Genomic DNA, 21,843 nt, shown 5'->3' with positions numbered 1-21,843 from the left:
TCAGTGGAAGTCTCGCGAGCGGTGCTGCACCCCGACACGCAGGTCCTCGAAGCGGTCGGCGAGCACGTTCGTCACCCCCTCGGGCGAGCGTTCCAGCATCCCCCGCACGATGAGCGCCGGAGCGTCCCGCGCAACCCGCCGATAGCGGTTCCAGACCCCGACCGAGCAGATGACGTTGACGACACCGTGCTCGTCCTCGAGGTTCAGGAAGGTGATTCCGGATGCCGTCGCCGGCCGCTGCCGGTGGGTGACGAGTCCCGCGACCTCGATGCGGCGCCCGGTTTCGTGGCTGCGGATCTCCCGGGAAGTGAGCACTCCGCGTGCGTCGAGAGGCGCGCGATAGTGGGTGAGCGGGTGGTCGTCGGTCGAGATGCCGGTCGCCCACAAGTCGGCGGCGAGAATGTCGTAACTCGTTGGATCGGTGAAGAGGGGCGGCTGCACCGACACCAGCGAGTCGGGCAGGTACTCGGCGCGATCCTGAGCTGCGGCCCCTGCGAGCCACACCCCCTCGCGGCGCGAGATGCCCAGTGACTCGAACGCGCCAGCGGTCGACAGTGCCTCGAGCTGCACCTCGGTCACCCCCGTTCGGCGCACGAGATCACGCAGATCGCGGAACGGCCCGTGCGCATCCCGCTCGGCGACGATGCGCACGGCGGTCGGCTGCCCAACGCCCTTGACGCCCGCGAGCCCCAACCGCACCGCGAAGTTCCCATCGCGGCGGTGGGCTGCCGACTCATCCGGCGCATCACGATCGAACGGACCCACCGGCGGCTGGATGCGATGTGTGCAGGCATCCATGCCCGTGGGCGTCGGCATCCGTACGAGAGGGCATGGCGTTTCGGGAGGTTGTGACCGTTCGGGAGGTTCAATATTCCCCGCAGCATCCTCCCGAGCGTCCTGCCCCTCCCGGATGAGCGGAGGGACGGATGCCGGATCTGGCATCAACGGCTCGACCCCGGCCCACACTCCCGAGGCGTGTAGATCGGGGCGGCGCACCTCCACGCCGTGGCGACGGGCATCCGAGACGAGGGTCGCCGGGGAGTAGAACCCCATCGGCTGCGCGCGCAGCAACCCGGCAAGAAACGCTGCCGGGTAGTGCAGCTTGATCCACGAGCTCGCGTACACGAGCAACCCGAAAGAGAGGGAGTGCGATTCGGCGAAGCCGAAGTTCGCGAAGGCCTGGATCTTGGCGTAGATCGCATCGGCTTCCTCACCGACAAGGCCGTTGCGCGCCATCCCCTCGTAGAGTTTCTCGCGCAGCGACTCGATACGCTCGAGCCCGCGCTTGGATCCCATCGCCCGGCGCAGCAGGTCGGCATCTTCGGGGGTGCACTCGCCGATCGCGACGGCCATCTGCATGAGCTGCTCCTGAAACACCGGCACCCCGAGCGTGCGTTCGAGTACCGGCTTGAGCTTCGGGTGAGCGTAGGTCACCGGCTCCTGCCCGAGCTTGCGCCGCACGAACGGATGCACCGCACCGCCCTGGATCGGACCGGGACGGATGAGGGCGATCTCGATCACGAGGTCGTAGAACCGTCGCGGCTGCAGGCGCGGCAGCAGCCCCATCTGCGCGCGCGACTCGACCTGAAAGACCCCGATCGAATCAGCCCGGCACAGCATGTCGTACACGGCCGCTTCTTCCTTGGGTAGGGTCGACAACTCCCACTCCTCCCCCGTCGCCTCGCGGATCATGTCGAAGCAGTACTGCAGGGCCGCGAGCATCCCGAGCCCCAGCAGGTCGAACTTCACGAGGCCCATCCAGGCGGCGTCATCCTTGTCCCACTGGATGACGGTGCGGTTCTCCATGCGCGCGTGCTCGATCGGCACGACCTCGCCGACAGGCCGCTCAGTGAGCACCATCCCACCCGAATGGATGCCGAGATGCCGTGGCGCCTTCATCAGTTCCCCCGCATACGCGATGACCTGGTCGGGGATGTCGTGCTCGGGGCCGCTCTCCAGCGAACTCCCCTCCCCACGCCCACTCGCCGCATCGCTTACGCGCTGCAGCGAGCCTCCGGGCGCGTGGGCCCCCCTTTCGACCTGCTTGGACCAGGCATCCTGTTGCCCCGGCGAATACCCGAGCGCCTTGGCCATGTCGCGCACCGCATTCTTGGGGCGGTACTGGATGACGTTCGCCACCTGCGCGGCGCGATCCCGCCCGTACGTGGCATAGACCCACTGGATGATCTCTTCGCGCCGGTCGGAGTCGAAATCGACGTCAATGTCGGGCTCTTCGTCACGCAAGCTCGAGAGGAACCGCTCGAATGGCAGGTCGTAGGCGATCGCGTCGACCGCGGTGATATCAAGCAGATAGCAGATGGCGCTGTTGGCCGCCGACCCGCGCCCCTGACACAGGATGCCTCGCCGCCGCGCCTCCTGCACGATGCCGTGCACGATAAGGAAGTACCCGGGGAAGTCCTTCATCTCGATGACGCCGAGTTCCCGTTCGATGCGGTCACGGTTCGCGGGCGAGAGATCCGGATACTTGCGGGGCACCGCCTCCCACACGAGATGTCGCAGCCACGTCATCGGGGTGTGCCCCTCGGGGACGGGGAGTTTCGGGAGCGCGGGTTTGGCCCGGCGCAGCGGAAAGGCCAGTTCGTCGGCAAGGGTCACGGTGTTGGCGACCGCGCCGGGATACCGGGCGAACCTCTCGGCCATCTCCGCCCCCGAGCGCAGGTGCGCGCCGGCATGGGAGGGAAGCCAGCCGTCGAGCTCGTCGAGCCCCCGGTTCGCGCGTACCGCTGCCACCGCCGCAGCAAGTTGCGCGCGCGTCGGGGCGGCATAGTGCACGTTGTTGGTCGCGAGCAGCGGCAGGCCCCTATCGGCGGCGAGCGCGGCGAGGATGTCGTTCTCACGCGTGTCTGACGGATTGCCGTGGTCAATGAGCTCGACATGCACGGCGTCCAGACCGAACAGGGCGACGAGCTCGTCGAGGGCGGCGGCTGCGGCATCCGGTCCGCCATCGGCGAGCGCGCGGCGCACCGCTCCCTTGCGGCATCCGGTGAGCACCGCCCACTCCGAACGGTTGCGGGTTCCGGTGAGCCCGTCGAGGCGTTCCTCACCGCGGGCGAAGGCCGCAAGCTGCTCGAGGTCGTAGTGCGGACGCCCCTTCTCGGACCCCTGCAGCTGCGCGCGCGTGAGGGCCGACGCGAGCCGGTGATAACCCTCTTCTCCCCGGGCGAGCACGAGCAGATGGGCACCGACGGGGTCGGGTTCGCCGTTCTGCGGCTTCGGCAGCTCAAGCGAAAGCTCGGCACCGAACACCGTCTGCAGGCTCAGCTGCTCGGCGGCTTCGGCGAACCGGACGATGCCGTAAAACCCGTCGTGATCGGTGATCGCGAGGGCGTGGAGCCCGAGCCGCTCGGCCTCTTCGGCGAGATCCTCGGGTGAGGATGCCCCATCGAGGAACGAGAACGACGAATGCGCGTGCAACTCGGCATACGGCACGGTCTCGGCGGGTCGCTCGATCGGCGGCGCGACATAGGGCCCCCGCTTGTGCGACCACGCAGGACTATCACCGCCGTCTCCGGGTGGAGGCTTCGGTCGGCGCCGGTCGCTGAGCAACCGCTCCATCTCCGACCACGACACCGACGGGTTGTTGAATCCCATCAGTCGTACCGCCCCTCGGCATGCCACGCACCCTGCTCGCACACCAGCAGCCAGGCTGTCTGGTCGGCATCCACGATCTGGAATCGGTGAGCCCGCCGCGCCCGTTTCGCATCCCACGCGCGTTCGATGACCGGCCACGGCCCTGCCCACGCCGCTACCGCCCGGCGACGCCCGGTTTCGATCATGAGTGTCGGTGTGCCGGTGAGCTGCCCGCGGTCATCGACCGAGACGGTGACCCCGGATGCCGACACCACCTCGACCGCGACCGGATCGGCGAACACCGTGGCCGGGAGCGGATCGGGGAGGCTCCCCGGCCAAGGACGAGCGCGTTCGGCGGCGAGCGTGCGGTGGTCGCGAGGCAGCCGATCACCCCATGGCACCCACACCTGCCGCTCGGCGAGCCAGCGCCCACCACCGATAGCGGGAGTCACAACCGCCCGATGACCGAGCATCGCCTGCACCCGCGAGAGAGCGTGGTGCACCCGCTCTTCGGGACCGGAGCCGAAAATCGCTGGGGTGTGGTGGGATGCCGCATCCACCGCCTCGGGCGAGATCCGCACGAGTCCGACACCGGTCAGAAGGTCGGTTGCGTCTTCGGCGAGTTGCCAGCGCACCCGGTCCACGATCGCGGCAGCATCGAACGACCCCGGATGCAGCCATACCCGCTCGCTGCGCTCGCCGCGGTCGCCGACGAGCTCGATCCGCACCTCGGTGCACACGAGGTCGATCGCCCCGAGACCCGCGATGAAGGCATCCGCGCTCTGGCGCACCCCGAACGCGACCTGCTCGGCAAGCTCGAGCGGCGGTTCGAAGGCGATCTCACGCGCGAGCTCGGGCGGCGGCACACGGGGCTCGATCTGCCGGGAGTCGCTGCCTGCGGCCAGCGCCCGGAGTCTGACTCCTCTCTCACCGAGCCGCTCATGCACACGCTCTTCGGGCATCGCGGCGAACGCACCCAGGGTCTGGATGCCGAGGCGTGCGAGCAGGTCGACGATGCCGGACCCCGGGTCTGCATCAGCGAGCGCGGCGACCGAGAGGGGGGCGAGAAACGCGGATGCCGCTCCCTCCGGCACGACGCGGATGGGCTCGGCTGCCGTGGTCGCGCCCCGCGCAGCCTGCTCGGCGGTAAAGGGACCGTCGGCAACTCCGATGCGAACATCGGAAAGGCCAAGATCCCGCATCCGCTCGATGAGCACTCGCGCGGCGGCCGACTCACCACCGTAGTAGCGAGCGGGACCGCGGGCACGGATCGCACACAGCCCCGGCCGGATGACCTGCACCCCCGGGGCCCGTTCTTCGAGCTGCGCGACGACGGGCGAGAATGCCCGATGATCGCGTATCGGGTCAGACGGCACGATCGCGATGGCCGGGCATCGGGCCTGCGCATCGCGACGACGGAGCCCTCGGCGCACCCCGTCACGTCGTGCCGCCGCAGAACAGGAGACAACAAGATTCTTCTCGACCACGGCGATCGGGTCGGCAGGATCGAGCGGATGCGGCCCGTCTCGCGTCAGGGCGATGACCGGCCAATCCGGCATCCAGACCACGAGGCTTCGCGTCGGCGCTCGCAGGGACGAGTCAGCAGGCATGTCACCCTGCTTCCCGGACAGATAGGGCTTCCCGGATTGGCAGGGTTTCCCGGAGCGACGGGGCTTCACTCGCGCCTCGAGCTGCGGTAGAAATCCCTCGGGGGGCGTCGACCACTCCCCCGGGCGCCGGGAGCAGCACGGGCCCGCGTCGCGGGGTCGATAGTCGGCGGCTTGCGACCGTGACGGTGACCTCCCGCGCATTCAGATATCCGTGCCCGCGACCGAGTCCACTCCAGCCCGGATCGCTCATCGACAGTGATGCCTCAGCCTGCGGCCACGGCCCCTGCACGAGCAGCACGCCATCGCGATCGCGCAGGCGTGCTGCGAACCGGGCGGCATCGGCATCCGATACCCGCCCCGGTGGCCGCACCACCACCACAGGCAGCACCTCAGCAACTGTCGCTGTCACCGCGAGCCACCGCGACCCCGGATCGGGAATCATCACGAGCCGCGACAGATCCACTCCGAGTCGCTCGGCAGCCTCGGCTCCCAGGTGCGGCATTCCTACGACTCCGCACCAGGAGCCCGCCTGCGAAGGCGGCGCGAGCAGGGCGAGCAGGAGCGAGACGGATGCCGCACCCGGCGCAAGCGTGTACACCGATCCGGGTCGCAATCCACCACCAGGAAGCAGCCGTGAGAGCGCGGGATACGCCGGCAGGGCCGGAGCATCCAGGGATCGGCCCTGCACCTGCTCGACCTGGGCGCGGAGGCGGTGCACCTCGGCCAGCCGATCACGGACGTCGGCGATGGCTTCCGTTCGCTGTGCTCCCACGATCGCCCTCACTCCCACAGATTAGAACGCATGTTCTAATGCGTCAATGCATGAGAGCACGATACGCGGAGCGTCCGACATGGGAGCCTTGGCTATCATCGCCAGGCTGGGCCGGAAGGATAGATACTTTGTTCTAACCCTGAAGCTGGAGTCGAGGGTTGTGAGGGCCTCAGTCCGGAACGATCTCGGCGGTCGTCGCGATATGCGCAAAGCCGCCGCCCTGCAGCACCAGTGCGGTGCCGACCATGAGCTCAGCCGCCGACCGGTGCACGACCCCGACCCCCGGAACCTCTTCCTCGAGATCGAACGTGCGGGTCGCATCCAGCACGACAGTCACGTCGTAGCCGAGGTTCCCGCCCATCCGCGCCGTGGTCTCGACGCACATGTTGGTCTGGATGCCGCACACCACCAGCTCATCGATCCCCCGCTCCTGCAGCCAGGCATGCAGGTCGGGGTCGCCGTAGAACGCGGAGTTCACGTTCTTGGTCACCAGCACCGCGGCATCCGCGTTCGCCACGGCCTCAACGAGCGCATTGCCTGGATTCGCCGGATGCAATGGAGATTCCGGATGCCGAGAGTCGTGCCGCACGACAACCACCGGCTCCCCCGCGAACGCGTCGATCAGCCGTGCGACATTCGCCTCGCAGTCAGGATTGGCGGTCGGTCCCCAGAAGTCGAGGTCATCGAACCCCCGCTGCATATCGATCACCACGAGCGCGCGCGTCATGATCACATCCCATCACGCCGCGCCGACACGAGAGGCGGCGCATCCTGAACTGGCAGAATCCCGTCGACACCGGGCACCTCCGCCCGCGTACTCGGGAGGTTCTGGTCACTCGGGAGGACGGATGCCGCATCCGCACCCTCCCAAGCAACCATCCCCTCCCGGGGGCGAACCCGCCGGGGCACGACCGCACCCAGCACGATCCCGGTGAGCACGAGCGCAAGCCCCGCCACCTGCGCAAGACCGAACGGCTCGCCGGCAAGGAAGACGCCCAGCGCCACACCCGTCACGGGGTTGAGCAGTCCAACAAGTCCCACGGTCGCGGCGGGCAGGCGCCGCAGGCCCGCGAACCAGACGGTGAAGGCAAGCGCTGTGGACACGAGCGAGAGGTAGGCGAATCCGACGAGTGAGCTCGGGGTCAGCGCGGGAGGCGGACCATCCACGATGAGCGCAACGGGCAGCAGCATGAGGCCACCCATCGTCAACTGCCACGACGCCATCGTGAGCCCCGGAATCTCGTTGCCCCACCGCCCCGTCAGCACGAATCCGAGCGACGACGAGAGCATCCCCGCGAACGCTGCGCCAAGGCCCCATCCGTCGACCGGCTCGCCACCGACACCAACAAGCAGGGCGACCCCGACGAGCCCGATACCGGCACCGATTGCCGCGAGCACACGCGGCCGCTGACGGCGCAGCATCCAGGCCAGCAGCATCATGGCGGCAGCCGACGCCGACATCACTGTCGCCGCGACGCTCGAGGGCAGGCGCTGACCGGCGATATAGACCAGCACGAAGAAGCCGCCGACATTCAGGATGCCGAGGACCGCCGCACGCCACCACCACACCCCGTGCGGCAGGCGGCGTGAAATCAGCAGCAGGATCAGTCCCGCCGGCAGGGCACGAAACAGCGCCCCCCACAGCGGAGCGTCGGCGGGCAGGAACTGTCGCGTCACGAAATACGTGCTTCCCCAGGCGATCGGGGCGATCGCGGTCAGCAGGAGCCACCTCAGGGACTTATCTTCCATGGAAACTAACAATGCCTTCCATGGAAGATTTATTCCGATACCGTGAATCCATGGATGTCGCCTCCGACCGCGTCGCACAGATCCAGGCTGAATGGCATCGCGAGCGCCCCGACATCGACACCTTCCCCCAGGGCATCATCGGGCGCCTGCATCGCATCGGACTGCTCCTGGATCGCCGCCTCGACGAGGTCTACGCGAGCTTCGATCTCAGCTACGCCGAGTTCGACATCCTCGCGACCCTGCGGCGCGCCGGCGCCCCCTACCAACGTCGCGCTGGCGAGCTCGCCGACCACACCATGGTCACCAGCGGCGGCCTCACCAAACGCGTCGACCGCCTGATCGCGCGCGGACTCGTCGAACGCCGACCCGAGGCATCCGACGCCCGCGGCAGGCTGGTCGGACTTACGGATGCCGGACTCGCCCTCGTCGACGAAGCCTTCACCGCCCACATGACCGGCGAGCACCGCATCATCGAAGAGCTGGGGACGGATGCCGAGACGCTCGAGCCGATCCTGCGCCGCTGGCTCGGCATCCTGGAGCCGCCCGCGTAAGCGTCACGCGGCGAGCGCGAGATAGGGCTCCCACGACGGGTCGGTGCGATCGGTCCCCCGCACCGTCCACTGCGCTCCGCGCGGCGCCCCGGGCGTCAGACGCAACTCCCACCCCATCTCCTGGGGTGTGCGGTCGCTCTTGAGGTTGTTGCACTTGAGGCAGCACGCCACGAGGTTCTCCCACGAGTCAACGCCGCCTCGCGAGCGGGGCAAGATGTGGTCGATCGTGGATGCGGACCTGCCGCAGTATCCGCAGCGATGCGCATCACGGCGTAGCACCCCGCGACGGGTCACCGGAATCGTGCGTCCGCCGGGAACCCGAACGTAGCGGCTGAGCAGGATGACTGCGGGCCGATCGTGCGCACCATCCGTCCCCCAGACCGGATCCTCCGGGATGTGCTCGATGACGGTGGCTTTCTCGTTCATGACGAGCACGAGCGCCCGCTTGAACGACACGACGGCCAGCGGTTCGTAGCCCGCATTCAACACCAGAGTGCGCATTGCTGTCCTCTCGAACGGCCCGAGACGGCTTCCCGGGATTCTTCGACGTTCGACGTGGTCAGAGGGCGTAAGGCATGAAAAAAGGCGCTGTCTCTACAGACAGCGCCCTGGAACCACAGCGAAGCTGCGGTGTCCGAGAACATGATGCCGAAGGACGAGGCGCCCCAGTGCAACCGTGGTTCGGCTGCGCGGTGTGCTGCCCATCGGACTCTCTCCCGTTCTCTTACACGTCGCGACCAGGGTAATGCACCTCACAGCGCCCGAGGCGCAACGGCGGTGAACGGAACGTAGCGTGTCGAAGAACGGACAGCTGGTCAGCCAGCGTTGGCCTGCAGCCACGCCATGGGGTCGACGAGCGCGCCGCCGACTCGCACCTCGAAGTGCAGGTGCGTCGTGGTTGCCGAACCGGTCTGACCCATCAGACCGATCATCTGACCGGCAGACACTGTCTGGCCAGCCTCGACGGTACGGCTTCCCCACATCATGTGCGCATAGAGCGTGGTCACGACCTGACCACCGATGACCGAGTCGATCACGACGGCGTTTCCGTAGCCGCCGAGGCCATCCTGCGCGGCGCGTACGATGCCGTCCGCCGCTGCGAAGATCGGCGTTCCGCCCGAGTTGAGCATGTCGAGGCCATTGTGGTTCGGACGCGTCGGGGTGCGGAATCCGTTGATCGCCCAGTCGCTGTGGAAGCTCGCAACGGGCCAGCGCACAGCACCCGAGCCCGGCGCCACCATGTTGATGTTGACGGATGCGGAACTGGAAGCGAGCGACGCTGCGGAACGAGCTGCTGCGGCCGCCGCTTCTTCGGCTTTCTTCTTCTCGATCTCTTCGGGCGTCGTCGCCGAGTAGCTCTCCCGGTTGAGGTCAGTCGTCGTCGCATCGGACGCGATCACGATCGACTGAGCGTCACCTTCGGCAACCTGCTGGAGGGTGACTGACTCGTCGGTCTGTTGGAAGGCGCCATACGCCGGCAGGGCGACAGTGGCCACGAGACCACCGACGATCGCGAGGGTGGCGATGTTACGGACCGGGCCTCGGGGGCTGGCCTTGGGGCCCTTTCGTGCGGGGCGGGCCACGGATGCCGCGGGTGTGGGCTTTACTGCGGGCTTGTCCACGCCTCCGCGACGGATGCGAGCAAGACGCGAAGTTTTCCTGGTCGTCGCGCCCTCGGCATCCACCGGGGTCGAATCGTTCTCTTCAGCCAACTAAGTCCTCCGGCGCCTCTGCGCCGGAGCGCCGGCTCGTCACGTTTCGGTGCGGAAGCTGCGCTCCGCTCGATCACGGGTTCACCGTTCGAATGACGAGCCGCGAGGCAATTCGATCGGGGTCCGAGGTCGTGCTGGACTCGCTCGGACTGTACGAGGCTACCCGAAGGTAACGAACATGTCACGCTGGCGGCCGGAGATAACCCGTGATCGCGCGGTGTGGAGGAACGGATGTCGCCCCTCGGGCCCCGTCGTCACGCGTGGTCGTCGACGAGGAAGATGTGACCGGCTACCTCGACAGGCAGCTCAAGGCCTTCGTCGGAACCGTCCATCTCAACCAGGACGTATCCCTCGTTGTAGCGATAGCTCCCATGCGCCCCGGGGAGCACCCCGGCTCCCTTGAGCTGCTGCAGCAACTCGGGATCGACCTGGGCGGGTTCGGCGAGCCGACGGATCGTTCCCGTGATCGGCTCCCCGGCGGCGTCGAGCTTGCGAACGAGCCCGACCACACCGGACTCGAAGGTCAGTGCCGGGACGTCACCAAGCTGGTCGAGCCCGGGGATCGGGTTCCCGTAGGGCGATTCGGTGGGGTGATCGAGCAACTCGACGAGACGGCGCTCGACCTGTTCGCTCATGACGTGCTCCCACCGGCATGCCTCATCGTGCACGTAAGCCCAGTCGAGTCCGATGACGTCGGAGAGCAGCCGCTCGGCGAGGCGGTGCTTGCGCATGACATCAATGGCCTTCTGGCGTCCGAGGTCGGTGAGCTCAAGGCTCCGATCCTCGGTGACGACAACCAGGCCGTCCCGCTCCATGCGTCCGACCGTCTGCGAAACCGTCGGCCCGGAGTGCCCGAGTCGCTCGGAGATCCGCGCCCGAAGCGGAGTGATGTTCTCTTCTTCGAGCTCGAGGATCGTGCGAAGGTACATCTCCGTCGTGTCGATGAGATCAGTCATGCGGGATCCTCGTGTCTGCATCCTCGTGGGGGTAAGACGAGCCTAGCCTTTTCCCCGGCCCCCGGTCCGGGCCTCCCTCGGCGCAACCCTAGAATCAGGACATGGTCGAGTTGCCCCGAGAACTGCTTCCCGCTGATGGCCGATTCGGCTGCGGACCCTCGAAGGTCCGTGGCGCTCAGCTCGAGGCTCTCGTCACGCGTGGGGCCTCTCTGCTGGGAACGTCGCACCGACAGGCCCCGATCAAGAACCTCGTCGGGAGCACCCGCGAAGGGCTGGCCGAGCTGCTACGCGCACCCGAGGGGTACGAGGTCATCCTCGGTAACGGCGGATCGACAGCATTCTGGGATGCCGCAGCATTCGGCCTCATCGAGCGTCGCAGCCAGCATCTGGCATTCGGGGAGTTCGGTTCGAAGTTCGCCGCCGCCGCGAAAGCGCCGTGGCTCGATGCACCGGATGTCCGCAAGACCGAGCCGGGCACCGGCGGTGTCTCCGAACCGGTCGAGGGTGTGGATGTCTACGCGTGGCCGCACAACGAGACCTCGACGGGCGTTTCTGCTCCCATCGCCCGCGTCACCGCTGACCCTGGTGCGCTGACAGTCATCGATGCGACGAGCGCCGCGGGTGGCATCGACTTCGACGCCGCCCAGGCCGATGTCTACTACTTCGCGCCGCAGAAGAACCTCGGCTCCGACGGTGGGCTCTGGTACGCCCTGGTCTCCCCGGCAGCAATCGAACGGATCGAGCGGATCGCGGCATCCGACCGCTACATCCCCGAGTTCCTGAGCCTGAAGAACGCGATCGACAACTCGCGGCTGAACCAGACTCTCAACACCCCGGCTGTAGCAACCCTCCTCATGCTCGATGAGCAGGTGCGGTGGATCCTCGACAACGGCGGACTCGCCTGGGCCGGGGCCAAGACCGCTGCCACGTCGGCGGCGCTGTACGCGTGGGCCGAGGCAACGGCGTACACGACGCCGTTCGTCACGAACCCCGCTGACCGCTCGCCTGTCGTCGTCACGATCGACTTCGACGAGAGCGTGGATGCCGCAGCCATCGCCAAGAGCCTGCGCGAGAACGGCATCGTCGACACCGAGCCGTACCGCAAGCTCGGGCGCAATCAGCTGCGCATTGCGACCTTCGTCTCCATCGAGGAGGACGACGTGCGCCGGCTCATCGGGGCGATCGAATACACCGCCGACCGACTCTAGGGCGCCCCCGCCCAGACTCGCGACGAGCGTGGCCCCACCTGGCGTCCAGCAGCGCCCCGATACACTGCCTCGTGCCCGAAACCCTGCTGAACCCTGGCCGCGATGCCGAGCAGCCGGCATCCATCGATCCGGTCGAACTCGAGATCGCACTGCGCGTCATCAACGCCGCTTCCTCGCTTAACCCCGAAGACCCGGCCTACATCGCCCTACGCCACCAGACCAGCAAGCTCTACAAGGACGTCAAGCGGCAATCGCGCAAAGAGAAGCGCAAGCGCATCGCCGAGGCCGACCGCGCGGTCGTCGCTGCCACCGCGACAGGCGCCCCCGACCGTATCGACGACGAGACGCGCGGCATCCCGCTCGCGGCCCGCACCTCGATGCCGTTCGCCGGCGAGCTGATCAAGGCACGCGCCTGCTACATCTGCAAGCAGGACTACACGCTCGTCGACGCCTTCTATCATCAGCTGTGCCCAGACTGCGCGTCGATGAGCCATGAGAAGCGCGCTGCACGCACCGACCTCACCGGCAAACGCGCACTGCTCACCGGCGGCCGCGCCAAGATCGGGATGTACATCGCGCTGCGGTTGCTGCGCGATGGCGCCCACACCACGATCACCACGCGCTTCCCGCGCGACGCCGTGCGCCGCTTCTCGTCGCTGCCCGACAGCGCCGACTGGATCCACCGCCTCAAGATCGTCGGCATCGACCTGCGCGACCCCGCCCAGGTGATCGGCCTTGCTGACTCGGTGGCATCCGATGGTCCGCTCGAGATCCTCATCAACAACGCAGCCCAGACCGTGCGTCGCTCACCGGGGGCCTACAGACCCCTGGTGGAGGCCGAGCTTGCCCCGCTTCCCGATGGACCTCTGCCTGAGCTCGTCACCTTCGGGCACACCAACGACGCCCATCCCCTCGCACTCGCGCAGTCGGTATCCGCACATCCGATCCTCGCTCCAGCCGCGCGCACGGCCGATGAACTCACCGCGGAGGCGCTGGCGGCCGGCTCCGCGTCGATCGAACGCCTGAAAACCGGCACCGCGATCGACGCAGGCGGACTCATCCCCGACGAGGACCGCATCAACAGTTGGACCCAGCACGTCGACCAGGTCGAGCCCCTCGAGATGCTCGAGGTGCAGCTGGCCAACATGACCGCGCCGTTCCTGCTCGTGAGCCGCCTACGCTCGGCGATGGCTGCATCGAGCGCGAGACGGAAGTACATCGTCAACGTCTCGGCGATGGAGGGCGTGTTCGGCCGCGGCTACAAGGGCCCCGGCCACCCGCACACCAACATGGCCAAGGCCGCACTGAACATGCTCACCCGGACCAGCGCGCGCGAGATGTTCGAGACCGACGGCATCCTGATGACCGCGGTCGACACCGGCTGGATCACTGACGAGCGGCCGCACTTCACCAAGGTGCGCCTTGCCGAGGAGGGTTTCCACGCTCCCCTCGACCTCGTTGACGGGGCGGCGCGCGTGTACGACCCGATCGTGCGCGGCGAGGCCGGTGAAGACCTGTTCGGCGTCTTCCTGAAGGACTACCGCAAGGGCTCCTGGTAGTCAGGCGGGCAGAAAGTACTCGCGGGCGAGTGGGGCAATCTCGATCCCGGATGCCGTGCCGGCGGTGACCCAGCGCAGCTCGGCGATCTCGGCAGCCGGTTCGGGCCGTTGGTTGCCGATGTCGACGCGGAAAACGTCGGCCACCACCTCGAAGCCCGGTTCGTTGGCTGCACTCGCCGCGAAGCTGCCAAGCGCCTCCAGGGCGTCGGAGTCGACCCGGAGGCCGACCTCTTCGGCGAGCTCGCGCACGAGCGTCTCGGCGGGGGTCTCGTTCGGCTCTGGCTTACCGCCGGGCTGCATGAACGCCGTGGTCCCGGCCTTGCGCACGAGCAGCAGCCGCCCCTCGGCGTCAGTGATCACCGCTGCCGAGACATGGATGCGGCGCGGGGCAATGGCATCCGAAGTCATCCCCGCAGGTTAGTCCTCGTCACCGCTGTCGAGGTCGCCGCTGTCGAGATCGTCGTTCGAGTCGTCGTCGAGCTCGTCGATGTCGACACCGTCGACGTCGCCGCTGTGCAGGAGCCGCGACCCGTCCTCGTCGAAGTCGTCGGCATCAAGATCATCGACATCATCGAGGTCGTCGTCCTCGTCGTCGGCGTCCTCGCCCTGGTCAACCTCGTCGGAGTCGTGATCCTCGTCACCGGATGCCGTTTCGGCAGCCAGCGCCGCCTGAGCGGCCTGGTAATCAGCCAGACGCACCGCCCACGGCACCCATTCCGGTGCGAGCAGCGCCTCGTCGCCGGGCAACAGCTCAGCCTCGAGAACTGTCGGCTCTTCGTCGTCGACCCGCGCGACACTCACCGTCCAGAACCACCCCGGGTAGCCCGGCAGCGTCGTCTCGAAGCGGAGGGAGACGACGCCATCGGCCTCAACCGTATACCCGGCCGCGGGGCCGACCGTCGCCGCCGGAGTGATCTCATGCAACGCCGCCAGGGCGAGGTCGTGTGCGGCAAGCAGCGCCGGATCAGGCGTCGAGCTCATCGGCCACCTTGCGCAGCACGGCGGCGACCTTCGCACCGTGTGCGCTGCTCGGATAGCGACCGCGTCGCAGGTCCCCGCCGACACCATCGAGCAGCTTCACGAGATCCTCGATGATGATCGCCATGTCGTCGGCGGGCTTGCGGGAACGCTTGGCGAGGCTGGCGGGCGCCTCAAGCACCCGCACCGACAGCGCCTGCGGACCGCGCTTTCCGTCGGCGATACCGAACTCGAGGCGCGTGCCGGCCTTCACCGTCGCCCCAGCGGGCAGCGCGGTGGCATGAAGGAAGACATCCTGTCCTTCGTCGGAGGAGATGAAGCCGAAGCCCTTCTCTTCGTCGTAGAACCTGACCTTGCCGGTGGGCATGGGAAACCTCGTTCTGAACGGCGCCGCAGTTGGGCGGCAGGAGTGACGCAGGGACCGATCGATCCCCGGTTAAGCCTAGAGCACCGCGACGGAGTAGTCTGGGGCAGATGAGCACGCGCAGCCCTGGCAGCGACCTTCCGGTTCGCACAATCGATCGCGTGCTCGCGTCGATGTCTCTCGGACTGCTCGCGCTCTCGGTTCTGTCGTTCTTCGCGATTCTCATCGGCTCCGCATCGCACGCCGATTTCAGCACTGGCCTGTGGCCCGCTGTCGGGATCATCGTCTACGTCGCCCCGATCCTCGCGTTCGCGATGCTGCTGACGGTGCTGATCATGACGTTCGTGCGAAGGGCGCGGGCGAACCGGAGCGAGTAGATGGCGGGCGACGAGCGAACCCTCGCCACCTGGCTGGCATCGCTCGATGACAACGCCCTCGCTGATCTGTTCACTCGGCGTGGCATCTCGCCCGCGGCATCCTGGCGCGACTTCTTCGATGCCGCCGAGGCGCTGCTCGACTCGGCGTCGATAGACCGGGCGCTGGCACGGCTCGATCGTCGCCAACTGGCCGCGCTCATTGCCGCCGGCGCCGGGGATGTCGCCACCGAGACCATCGTGACCTGGGGACTGGCACGCCCTGGCGGCGAGGTGTATGCCCCGGTACAGGAGCGAATCGCTGCGCTCTCGAGCACCTCCGGTCTCGCGGATCCGCCCGCCGACGTTGCCGCGACCGCGAGCGGGTCGCCCGGGACCGCCCCCGCTTCGGCAGCCGAGACGGCGAGCGCCGCAGAGCGGATCTTCACGGCATCCGCGTCGCTGGCCGACGTACTGTTGGCCGCCCTGCATGTTCCGCTGACCCTCACTGGCGCAGGCGCAGTCAGCGCCGCAGACCGCAAGCGCCTCACCGAGTCGGGAGCGATCGGCGCGCCCGAGGACCTCGACGATCTGATCGCCGCAGGTCTGGCAGCAGGGCTGCTCACGCCGATCGGGCGAGAGCTCGTGGTCACCGCCACGGGCGAACAGTGGCTGGATGGCGGCACCGTCGCCCGGTGGACTGCAATCGCCGATGGCTATCGCCGCAGTCTCCCAGCAGGCCTTCGCACCCCGCAGGGTGGAGTCCTCGACCCTGCGGGCTGGGCGGGCATGTACCCACTGAGCCCTGAATGGCCGGCGCGGGCGGCAGCGCTGCGGCAGACGGCGCAGCGGTGGGGCATTCTCACGCCAGACGGGGCGGTTCCACCGTGGTCGCGTGGCCTCGTCGAGGGCACAGCTCTCGACACTGATGCTTTACGCGATGCCCTTCCGGCCGAAATCGACCGGATCTACCTGCAAGCGGATCTGACAGCTGTCGCTCCCGGCCCTCTTGCCCCGCGGCATGACCTGCGCCTCCGCAGGATCGCGCGGCGCGAGTCCCGCGCGCAGGCCTCGACATACCGCTTCACGGCTGAGTCGATCGGGGCGGGCCTCACCGACGGAGAGAGCGCCCAGTCCATCCGCGCCTTTCTGCGCGAGCTGTCGCTTACGGGGATTCCCCAGCCGCTGGACTACGTCATCGAAACGACAGCAGCCCGACACGGATCGGTCACGGTCCGCTCGGATGCCGGGAGCCCCAACACGATCGTAGAAAGTAGCGACCCGCACCTCCTCGATCTCGTCGTCATCGACCAGGCCCTGCGCCCCGTCGGGCTGGTGCGGCACGGGGATGTGCTCGTGAGCCGGGTCGGTCGTGATCACCTGTTCTGGGCGCTGGCCGATGCCCGCTACCCCGTTGTCGCGCTCGACGATCACGGAGCGCCCGAGTCACTCCGGCGCCGAACGGCTGCGCAGACTGCGTCAGCAGAACCGGCGGGCGATGTCTACGCGCGCCTGATCGGGTCGCTGCGCGCCTCGGGCGGCGACGGCGACGCGGCCTGGCTGGAGCGCGAACTCGAGCAGGCGGTGCGCACGAAGTCGATCATCGTGGTCACGGCACAGATCAGCGCCGCCGAGACCCGCACCTTCACGCTGGAGGCAACGGGGCTCGGCGGTGGCCGGCTCCGCGGCAGAGACCGGGGCGCGGATGTCGAGCGCACCCTCCCGATCTCGACCATAGTGAGCGTCTCCCCGGCCTGACAGCAGTCCGCACCGCGACCCCGCGGGTAGACTGGACCGCTATGGCTGACGGCCCCCTCATCGTTCAAAGCGACCGGACAGTGCTGCTGGAAGTGGCACATCCGGATGCCGAATCCGCACGCCACGAACTCGCGATCTTCGCCGAACTCGAGCGCGCTCCGGAGCACATCCACACGTACCGCATCACACGGCTCGGCCTGTGGAACGCGCGGGCGGCCGGACACACCGCCGAAGACATGCTGGGAACCCTGGACCGGTGGACACGCTTCCCGGTGCCACCGTCAGTCGCGATCGACATCCGCGAGACCGTCGGGCGCTACGGACGCCTTGTGATCGAGCGTGACACGGTCGCGGGATCCGACGAGCCCGCGCTTGTGCTCCGGTCGACGGATGCCGCGGTGCTGGCCGAGGTCACGAAGAACAAGCGCATCCAGCCACTGCTGGTTGGGCATCCCTCCCCCGACACGTACGTCATCGATGCCTGGGCGCGCGGGCAGATCAAGCAGGAGCTGCTGAAGATCGGCTGGCCCGCCGAAGACTTCGCGGGGTACACACCCGGCACGCCGCATCCGATCGACCTCGCCGAGCAGGACTGGCACCTGCGCCCGTACCAACGGCAGGCCGTCGACGCGTTCACCGACGGCGGCTCGGGAGTGGTCGTGCTCCCCTGTGGGGCCGGAAAGACGCTCGTGGGAGCCGGGGCGATGGCCGACACGAAGACGACGACGCTGATCCTGGTCACCAACACGGTCAGCGCACGGCAGTGGCGCGACGAGCTGCTCAAGCGCACGAGCCTCACTCCCGAAGAGATCGGCGAGTACTCGGGGCAGGCCAAAGAGGTCAAGCCCGTCACGATCGCGACCTACCAGATCCTCACGGCCAAGCGGAAGGGACAGTACGCGCATCTGGCGCTGCTCGATGCCCTGGACTGGGGTCTCATCGTCTACGACGAGGTGCATCTGCTGCCCGCCCCCGTGTTCAAGCTGACCGCCGACCTGCAGGCTCGTCGAAGACTGGGGCTCACGGCGACGCTCGTGCGCGAAGACGGCCGCGAGGGCGATGTGTTCAGCCTCATCGGCCCCAAGCGGTTCGACGCCCCGTGGAAGGAGATCGAGTCGCAGGGCTTCATCTCCCCCGCCGCCTGCTACGAAGTGCGCGTCGACCTGCCGGCCGGCGAGCGGCTCGAGTACGCGGCGGCGGCGGATGACGAACGCTACCGGCTCGCAGCCACCGCCCCCGCGAAGATCGGCGTGGTGAAGGATCTCGTAGCCCGGCACGCCGGCGAACAGACCCTCGTGATCGGACAGTACCTCGACCAGATCGACGAGATCGCGCGGGCGCTGGATGCCCCACAGATCACGGGCGCCACCCCGGTCGATGAGCGCGAGGAGCTCTACCGCGGCTTCCGCGAGGGAAAGATCCCCGTGCTGGTGGTGTCGAAGGTCGCGAACTTCTCGGTGGACCTGCCCGAGGCATCCGTCGCCATTCAGGTGTCGGGGTCGTTCGGGTCCCGGCAGGAGGAGGCGCAGCGCCTCGGCCGGCTTCTGCGCCCCAAGCAGTCGGGCAACACTGCCAGCTTCTACACCCTCATCGCCCGCGACACGGTCGACCAGGACTTCGCTCAGAACCGGCAGCGGTTCCTCGCCGAGCAGGGCTACAGCTACACGATCCTGGATGCCGACAAGCTCGCTGCGTGACAAGGGAAACCGCCGATCCGCGCGATATCCAGCATCCACACCAGCGGAATCACGATAATGGGGGCATGAGCGCACCCCGCATCCTCGTCGTCGACGACGAGCCGAACATCCGAGACCTGCTGATGACGAGCCTGAAGTTCGCCGGCTATCAGGTCAAGGCAGTCGCCAACGGCGCCTCGACGATCTCGGCAGTCCTCGAAGAGGAACCCGATCTCATCCTGCTCGACGTCATGCTCCCCGACATGAACGGCTTCAGCGTCACCAAGCGCCTGCGCGGCGCTGGGTACACCGCCCCGATCCTGTTCCTGACAGCCAAGGACGAAACAGAAGACAAGATCACGGGTCTGAACGCCGGCGGAGACGACTACGTCACCAAGCCGTTCAGCCTTGACGAGATCGTCGCGCGCATTCAGGCTATCCTGCGTCGCACGATGCAGACCGACGAAGAGTCGATCATTCGCGCCGGCGAGCTGACGATGGATCAGGACACGCACGACGTCTCGGTCGGCGATGTCTCGATCGACCTCAGCCCGACCGAGTTCAAGCTGCTGCGCTACCTGATGCTCAACCCGAACCGGGTGCTGTCGAAGTCGCAGATCCTCGACCACGTCTGGGAGTACGACTTCAACGGCGACGCCGGCATCGTCGAGAGCTACATCTCCTACCTACGGCGCAAGATCGACCCTTACTCATCCGAGCCGCTCATCCAGACCAAACGTGGATTCGGCTACATGCTGAAGGCTGGCAAGTCGGCGTGAGGCATCCGTCGGAGTCGGCGTGAGCACAACGTCAGACAAGACCGACGCCGTCACCGGGTGGTGGCGCAGCCTCAGCCTGCGCGCCAAGGTGACAGGCGTTGCCGTGTCGATCCTGGCTCTCGGGCTCATCGCGACCGGCATCGGCACGACGGTGTTCCTGCGCAGCCAACTTCTGGCGAGCGTCGACACGCAGGTGTCGCAGCTCGCGGGCGCGGGCGTGAGCGCACTATTCGACATCGACCTTCTCGCTGATCCCGCCTTCGTTCCGAAGGCCGAGTCGGTTCCGACCGATTACTTCGTCGCCATCTACAACCAGGATGGGAACTTCATTGCGAGCGCCGGCGGCGGACGACAGATCAATGAGCCCGACTTTCCCAGCGAATACCTGCCGACCGAGACCTCGGTAGCCCAGCAGCAGGAACCGTTCACGATCCCCGGAACGATCCCGGGCACGGAATTCCGCGCGGCATCCGCTCTCATCGAGGTCAAGGGCACCACGGTCTTCTACACGCAGATGATCGCGGTTCCGCTGACAACGGTGACCCAGACCCTCGCCACCTATCTCGGCATCTACAGCATCCTCTCTGTCATCACGATCGTGCTCGGCGCCATCGCCATCCGACTGCTGGTCACCCTCGCGTTCCGGAGCCTCACGCAGGTCGAGAACACGGCGATGGAGATCGCGGCGGGCGATTTCGGCCAGCGCATGACCGACATTGCCCCGGCCACCGAGGTCGGCAGGCTCAAGACCGCGATCAACGCCATGCTTGGCCGTATCGACGCCGCGCTGGCGCAGCGAGATGCCACGGTGCGCCAGATGCGCCGGTTCGTCGGCGACGCGTCGCACGAGTTGCGCACGCCGCTGGTCACGGTTCGTGGCTACGCCGAGCTGTACCGAATGGGAGCCATCCGCACTGACCACGACGTCGCCCAGTCGATGGAGCGGATCGAGAAAGAGGCCATGCGCATGGGCCTGCTCGTGGAAGACCTCCTCGCCCTCGCCCGGCTCGATGAGCGCCGAGACATCGAGTTCGCCCCGGTCGACCTGCGACCGCTCGCCCGGGATGCCGCGCTCGATGTTCGCGCAGCCTCTCCCCAAAGACCTGTGGCTGTGATCGATACGACCATCGTTGAACCGACCGAGCCGCGTCCGCCGCAGACCGAAACCGACACCCTCGAGACACCCAAGCGGCCACGGTCCGCCTTCAGCCGCGCGGGCTCCATCCTGCTGCGTCGCCGCCCGAGGGACGCGCGCGGCACGGCGCCGACCACCGAGCAGATCGTCATCGGACCCCTGGACCTCGGGCCATCGTCGTCGGCACCGGTTGCGCTTCCCCCGATCGTGCTCGGCGAAGAGAACCGCATCCGTCAGGTGATCACGAACCTCATCGGGAACGCTCGCCGGTTCACCGCTGAGGACTCCCCCATCGAGCTTCGCATCGGAGTGGATGCCGCGGCGCAGTCGGGCTGGATCGAGATCGTGGACCACGGTGAGGGAGTGCCGGATCAGATCAAGGACAAGATCTTCCAACGATTCTGGCGCGCCGATACGTCACGCACGCGAGAGACCGGCGGGTCCGGGCTCGGGTTGTCGATCGTCGCCTCGATCGTGGAATCGCTGCATGGCTCGGTACGGGTGATGGACACCCCCGGTGGCGGCGCGACCTTCCGTGTCGGATTCCCGCTCGCCAGACACCTCGACCCGGCCGATCACGCCTTCCTCGAAACGCAGCCGCTTGACCGCCTGCCGTCTGACCTGCGGAGCGACCCCCCGGCCTAAGCCCCGCCCACCTCGAAGGGCTCCTCCCCAGGACACGTACATCGGTGGCATGTACGAGTACGCGTGTTCCCCGGCGATTCAGTCCGAGCCGCGACCGTAGCGTGTCACCCACACTCACGACACCGGGAGGTTCTTGTGGCCGTCTATTCCGTCGACAGCGACGCGGTTTTCGCCGCAACGGCAGGTGTGCGGGCCACCGCAGACCGCGTTCGCGCCGAGACGCATACCATGCTCGCCCAGCTCACCGGCCTGCAATCACAGTGGACCGGCGCGGCATCCCTTGCCTTCGCCGGCGTCATCGACCAGTGGCGCGCAGCCAACGCACAGGTCGAAGAAGCCCTGGCCACGATCGGGGTCGCCCTTGAGACCGCAGGACACCAGTACGCGGATGCCGAACAGATGACCCTCGGCCTGTTCCGCTGATCGCACGAGAAACGACCGAAGGCC

General features: G+C 67.5%; 20 protein-coding genes. 9 read left to right on the top strand and 11 right to left on the bottom strand.

The annotated features are described in order from the left end of the window. From ACQVDU_RS00360 to ACQVDU_RS00340, 5 genes are all read right to left on the bottom strand, one after another. Nucleotides 1-3,612: an error-prone DNA polymerase gene (locus ACQVDU_RS00360; RefSeq protein WP_443476002.1), complete on the bottom strand. Its 3,612-nt coding sequence runs from the start codon at nt 3,610-3,612 to the stop codon at nt 1-3. Beyond that, on the bottom strand, nt 3,612-5,201 hold the full coding sequence (locus ACQVDU_RS00355) for a DNA polymerase Y family protein (protein ID WP_443476001.1): 1,590 nt from the start codon (nt 5,199-5,201) through the stop codon (nt 3,612-3,614). The genes ACQVDU_RS00360 and ACQVDU_RS00355 overlap by 1 nt, the downstream gene beginning before the upstream one ends. Nucleotide 5,202: 1 nt before the next feature. Further along, complete coding sequence (locus tag ACQVDU_RS00350) at nt 5,203-5,976, bottom strand: hypothetical protein (protein WP_443476379.1); 774 nt, start codon at nt 5,974-5,976, stop codon at nt 5,203-5,205. Nucleotides 5,977-6,142: 166 nt separating this feature from the next. Next, a complete protein-coding gene (locus ACQVDU_RS00345) occupies nt 6,143-6,700 on the bottom strand; it encodes a cysteine hydrolase family protein (protein ID WP_443476000.1) in 558 nt (185 codons plus the stop codon). Between the two features lie 2 nt (nt 6,701-6,702). Then, nucleotides 6,703-7,722: a DMT family transporter gene (locus tag ACQVDU_RS00340; protein WP_443475999.1), complete on the bottom strand. Its 1,020-nt coding sequence runs from the start codon at nt 7,720-7,722 to the stop codon at nt 6,703-6,705. 50 nt (nt 7,723-7,772) lie between these two features. Here ACQVDU_RS00340 and ACQVDU_RS00335 point away from each other — a divergent pair, with 50 nt between their 5' ends. Next, nucleotides 7,773-8,273, top strand: a complete 501-nt coding sequence (locus ACQVDU_RS00335; protein ID WP_443475998.1) for a MarR family winged helix-turn-helix transcriptional regulator — start codon at nt 7,773-7,775, stop codon at nt 8,271-8,273. 3 nt (nt 8,274-8,276) lie between these two features. Here the strand turns inward: ACQVDU_RS00335 and ACQVDU_RS00330 are convergent, their stop codons facing one another. The 3 genes from ACQVDU_RS00330 to ACQVDU_RS00320 form a co-directional block, all read right to left on the bottom strand. After that, on the bottom strand, nt 8,277-8,774 hold the full coding sequence (locus ACQVDU_RS00330; protein ID WP_341579311.1) for an HNH endonuclease: 498 nt from the start codon (nt 8,772-8,774) through the stop codon (nt 8,277-8,279). Between the two features lie 314 nt (nt 8,775-9,088). After that, nucleotides 9,089-9,985 carry a M23 family metallopeptidase gene (locus ACQVDU_RS00325; RefSeq protein WP_341579310.1) on the bottom strand — a complete coding sequence of 299 codons (897 nt, stop codon included), beginning with the start codon at nt 9,983-9,985 and terminating at the stop codon, nt 9,089-9,091. A 254-nt stretch (nt 9,986-10,239) separates the two neighbouring features. Further along, nucleotides 10,240-10,941, bottom strand: coding sequence for a metal-dependent transcriptional regulator (locus ACQVDU_RS00320; protein WP_341579309.1), 702 nt, complete (start codon nt 10,939-10,941; stop codon nt 10,240-10,242). A 101-nt stretch (nt 10,942-11,042) separates the two neighbouring features. Between ACQVDU_RS00320 and serC the strand changes: the two genes are divergently transcribed. After that, on the top strand, nt 11,043-12,149 hold the full coding sequence (gene serC, locus ACQVDU_RS00315; protein ID WP_443475997.1) for a phosphoserine transaminase: 1,107 nt from the start codon (nt 11,043-11,045) through the stop codon (nt 12,147-12,149). Between the two features lie 71 nt (nt 12,150-12,220). After that, the gene (locus tag ACQVDU_RS00310; protein ID WP_443475996.1) at nt 12,221-13,708 is read left to right on the top strand and encodes an SDR family NAD(P)-dependent oxidoreductase; all 1,488 of its coding nucleotides are present in this window, start codon (nt 12,221-12,223) and stop codon (nt 13,706-13,708) included. Here the strand turns inward: ACQVDU_RS00310 and ACQVDU_RS00305 are convergent, their stop codons facing one another. Genes ACQVDU_RS00305 through ACQVDU_RS00295 form a run of 3 tightly spaced genes read right to left on the bottom strand, consistent with a single transcriptional unit; the run spans nt 13,709 to nt 15,053 of the window. Then, entirely contained in the window at nt 13,709-14,116 is a 408-nt protein-coding gene (locus ACQVDU_RS00305; RefSeq protein WP_443475995.1) for an NUDIX hydrolase, read from the bottom strand. 9 nt (nt 14,117-14,125) lie between these two features. Continuing rightward, nucleotides 14,126-14,689 carry a DUF3027 domain-containing protein gene (locus ACQVDU_RS00300; protein WP_300590797.1) on the bottom strand — a complete coding sequence of 188 codons (564 nt, stop codon included), beginning with the start codon at nt 14,687-14,689 and terminating at the stop codon, nt 14,126-14,128. Further along, a complete protein-coding gene (locus ACQVDU_RS00295) occupies nt 14,673-15,053 on the bottom strand; it encodes a cold-shock protein (RefSeq protein WP_228176867.1) in 381 nt (126 codons plus the stop codon). The genes ACQVDU_RS00300 and ACQVDU_RS00295 overlap by 17 nt, the downstream gene beginning before the upstream one ends. A 107-nt stretch (nt 15,054-15,160) precedes the next feature. On the opposite strand from ACQVDU_RS00295, the gene ACQVDU_RS00290 reads away from it, so the two are divergent. The 6 genes from ACQVDU_RS00290 (at nt 15,161) to ACQVDU_RS00265 (ending at nt 21,819) form a co-directional block, all read left to right on the top strand. After that, entirely contained in the window at nt 15,161-15,427 is a 267-nt protein-coding gene (locus ACQVDU_RS00290) for a multidrug ABC transporter ATPase (protein WP_292709094.1), read from the top strand. Further along, nucleotides 15,428-17,161 (top strand): helicase-associated domain-containing protein, encoded by a 1,734-nt coding sequence (locus ACQVDU_RS00285; protein WP_300590796.1) that lies wholly within the window; start codon nt 15,428-15,430, stop codon nt 17,159-17,161. 41 nt (nt 17,162-17,202) lie between these two features. Further along, the gene (locus ACQVDU_RS00280; protein ID WP_331791633.1) at nt 17,203-18,858 is read left to right on the top strand and encodes a DNA repair helicase XPB; all 1,656 of its coding nucleotides are present in this window, start codon (nt 17,203-17,205) and stop codon (nt 18,856-18,858) included. A gap of 65 nt (nt 18,859-18,923) precedes the next feature. After that, on the top strand, nt 18,924-19,616 hold the full coding sequence (locus tag ACQVDU_RS00275) for a response regulator transcription factor (RefSeq protein WP_443475994.1): 693 nt from the start codon (nt 18,924-18,926) through the stop codon (nt 19,614-19,616). A 19-nt stretch (nt 19,617-19,635) separates the two neighbouring features. Continuing rightward, nucleotides 19,636-21,396, top strand: coding sequence for a sensor histidine kinase (locus ACQVDU_RS00270; protein ID WP_443475993.1), 1,761 nt, complete (start codon nt 19,636-19,638; stop codon nt 21,394-21,396). A 135-nt stretch (nt 21,397-21,531) separates the two neighbouring features. Further along, entirely contained in the window at nt 21,532-21,819 is a 288-nt protein-coding gene (locus ACQVDU_RS00265; protein WP_300591404.1) for a WXG100 family type VII secretion target, read from the top strand. Nucleotides 21,820-21,843 lie beyond the last annotated feature (24 nt).

The organism is Microbacterium sp. F2, assembly GCF_052274505.1.
Classification (GTDB): domain Bacteria; phylum Actinomycetota; class Actinomycetes; order Actinomycetales; family Microbacteriaceae; genus Microbacterium.
This window is presented reverse-complemented; position numbering and strand designations above follow the sequence as displayed.

Coding starts and splice junctions, on each gene's coding strand:
- ACQVDU_RS00360 (WP_443476002.1), bottom strand. CDS start 3,612: ATGGGATTCAACAACCCGTCGGTGTCGTGGTCGGAGATGGAGCGGTTG.
- ACQVDU_RS00355 (WP_443476001.1), bottom strand. CDS start 5,201: ATGCCTGCTGACTCGTCCCTGCGAGCGCCGACGCGAAGCCTCGTGGTC.
- ACQVDU_RS00345 (WP_443476000.1), bottom strand. CDS start 6,700: ATGACGCGCGCGCTCGTGGTGATCGATATGCAGCGGGGGTTCGATGAC.
- ACQVDU_RS00340 (WP_443475999.1), bottom strand. CDS start 7,722: ATGGAAGATAAGTCCCTGAGGTGGCTCCTGCTGACCGCGATCGCCCCG.
- ACQVDU_RS00335 (WP_443475998.1), top strand. CDS start 7,773: ATGGATGTCGCCTCCGACCGCGTCGCACAGATCCAGGCTGAATGGCAT.
- ACQVDU_RS00330 (WP_341579311.1), bottom strand. CDS start 8,774: ATGCGCACTCTGGTGTTGAATGCGGGCTACGAACCGCTGGCCGTCGTG.
- ACQVDU_RS00320 (WP_341579309.1), bottom strand. CDS start 10,941: ATGACTGATCTCATCGACACGACGGAGATGTACCTTCGCACGATCCTC.
- serC (WP_443475997.1), top strand. CDS start 11,043: ATGGTCGAGTTGCCCCGAGAACTGCTTCCCGCTGATGGCCGATTCGGC.
- ACQVDU_RS00305 (WP_443475995.1), bottom strand. CDS start 14,116: ATGACTTCGGATGCCATTGCCCCGCGCCGCATCCATGTCTCGGCAGCG.
- ACQVDU_RS00300 (WP_300590797.1), bottom strand. CDS start 14,689: ATGAGCTCGACGCCTGATCCGGCGCTGCTTGCCGCACACGACCTCGCC.
- ACQVDU_RS00295 (WP_228176867.1), bottom strand. CDS start 15,053: ATGCCCACCGGCAAGGTCAGGTTCTACGACGAAGAGAAGGGCTTCGGC.
- ACQVDU_RS00290 (WP_292709094.1), top strand. CDS start 15,161: ATGAGCACGCGCAGCCCTGGCAGCGACCTTCCGGTTCGCACAATCGAT.
- ACQVDU_RS00285 (WP_300590796.1), top strand. CDS start 15,428: ATGGCGGGCGACGAGCGAACCCTCGCCACCTGGCTGGCATCGCTCGAT.
- ACQVDU_RS00280 (WP_331791633.1), top strand. CDS start 17,203: ATGGCTGACGGCCCCCTCATCGTTCAAAGCGACCGGACAGTGCTGCTG.
- ACQVDU_RS00275 (WP_443475994.1), top strand. CDS start 18,924: ATGAGCGCACCCCGCATCCTCGTCGTCGACGACGAGCCGAACATCCGA.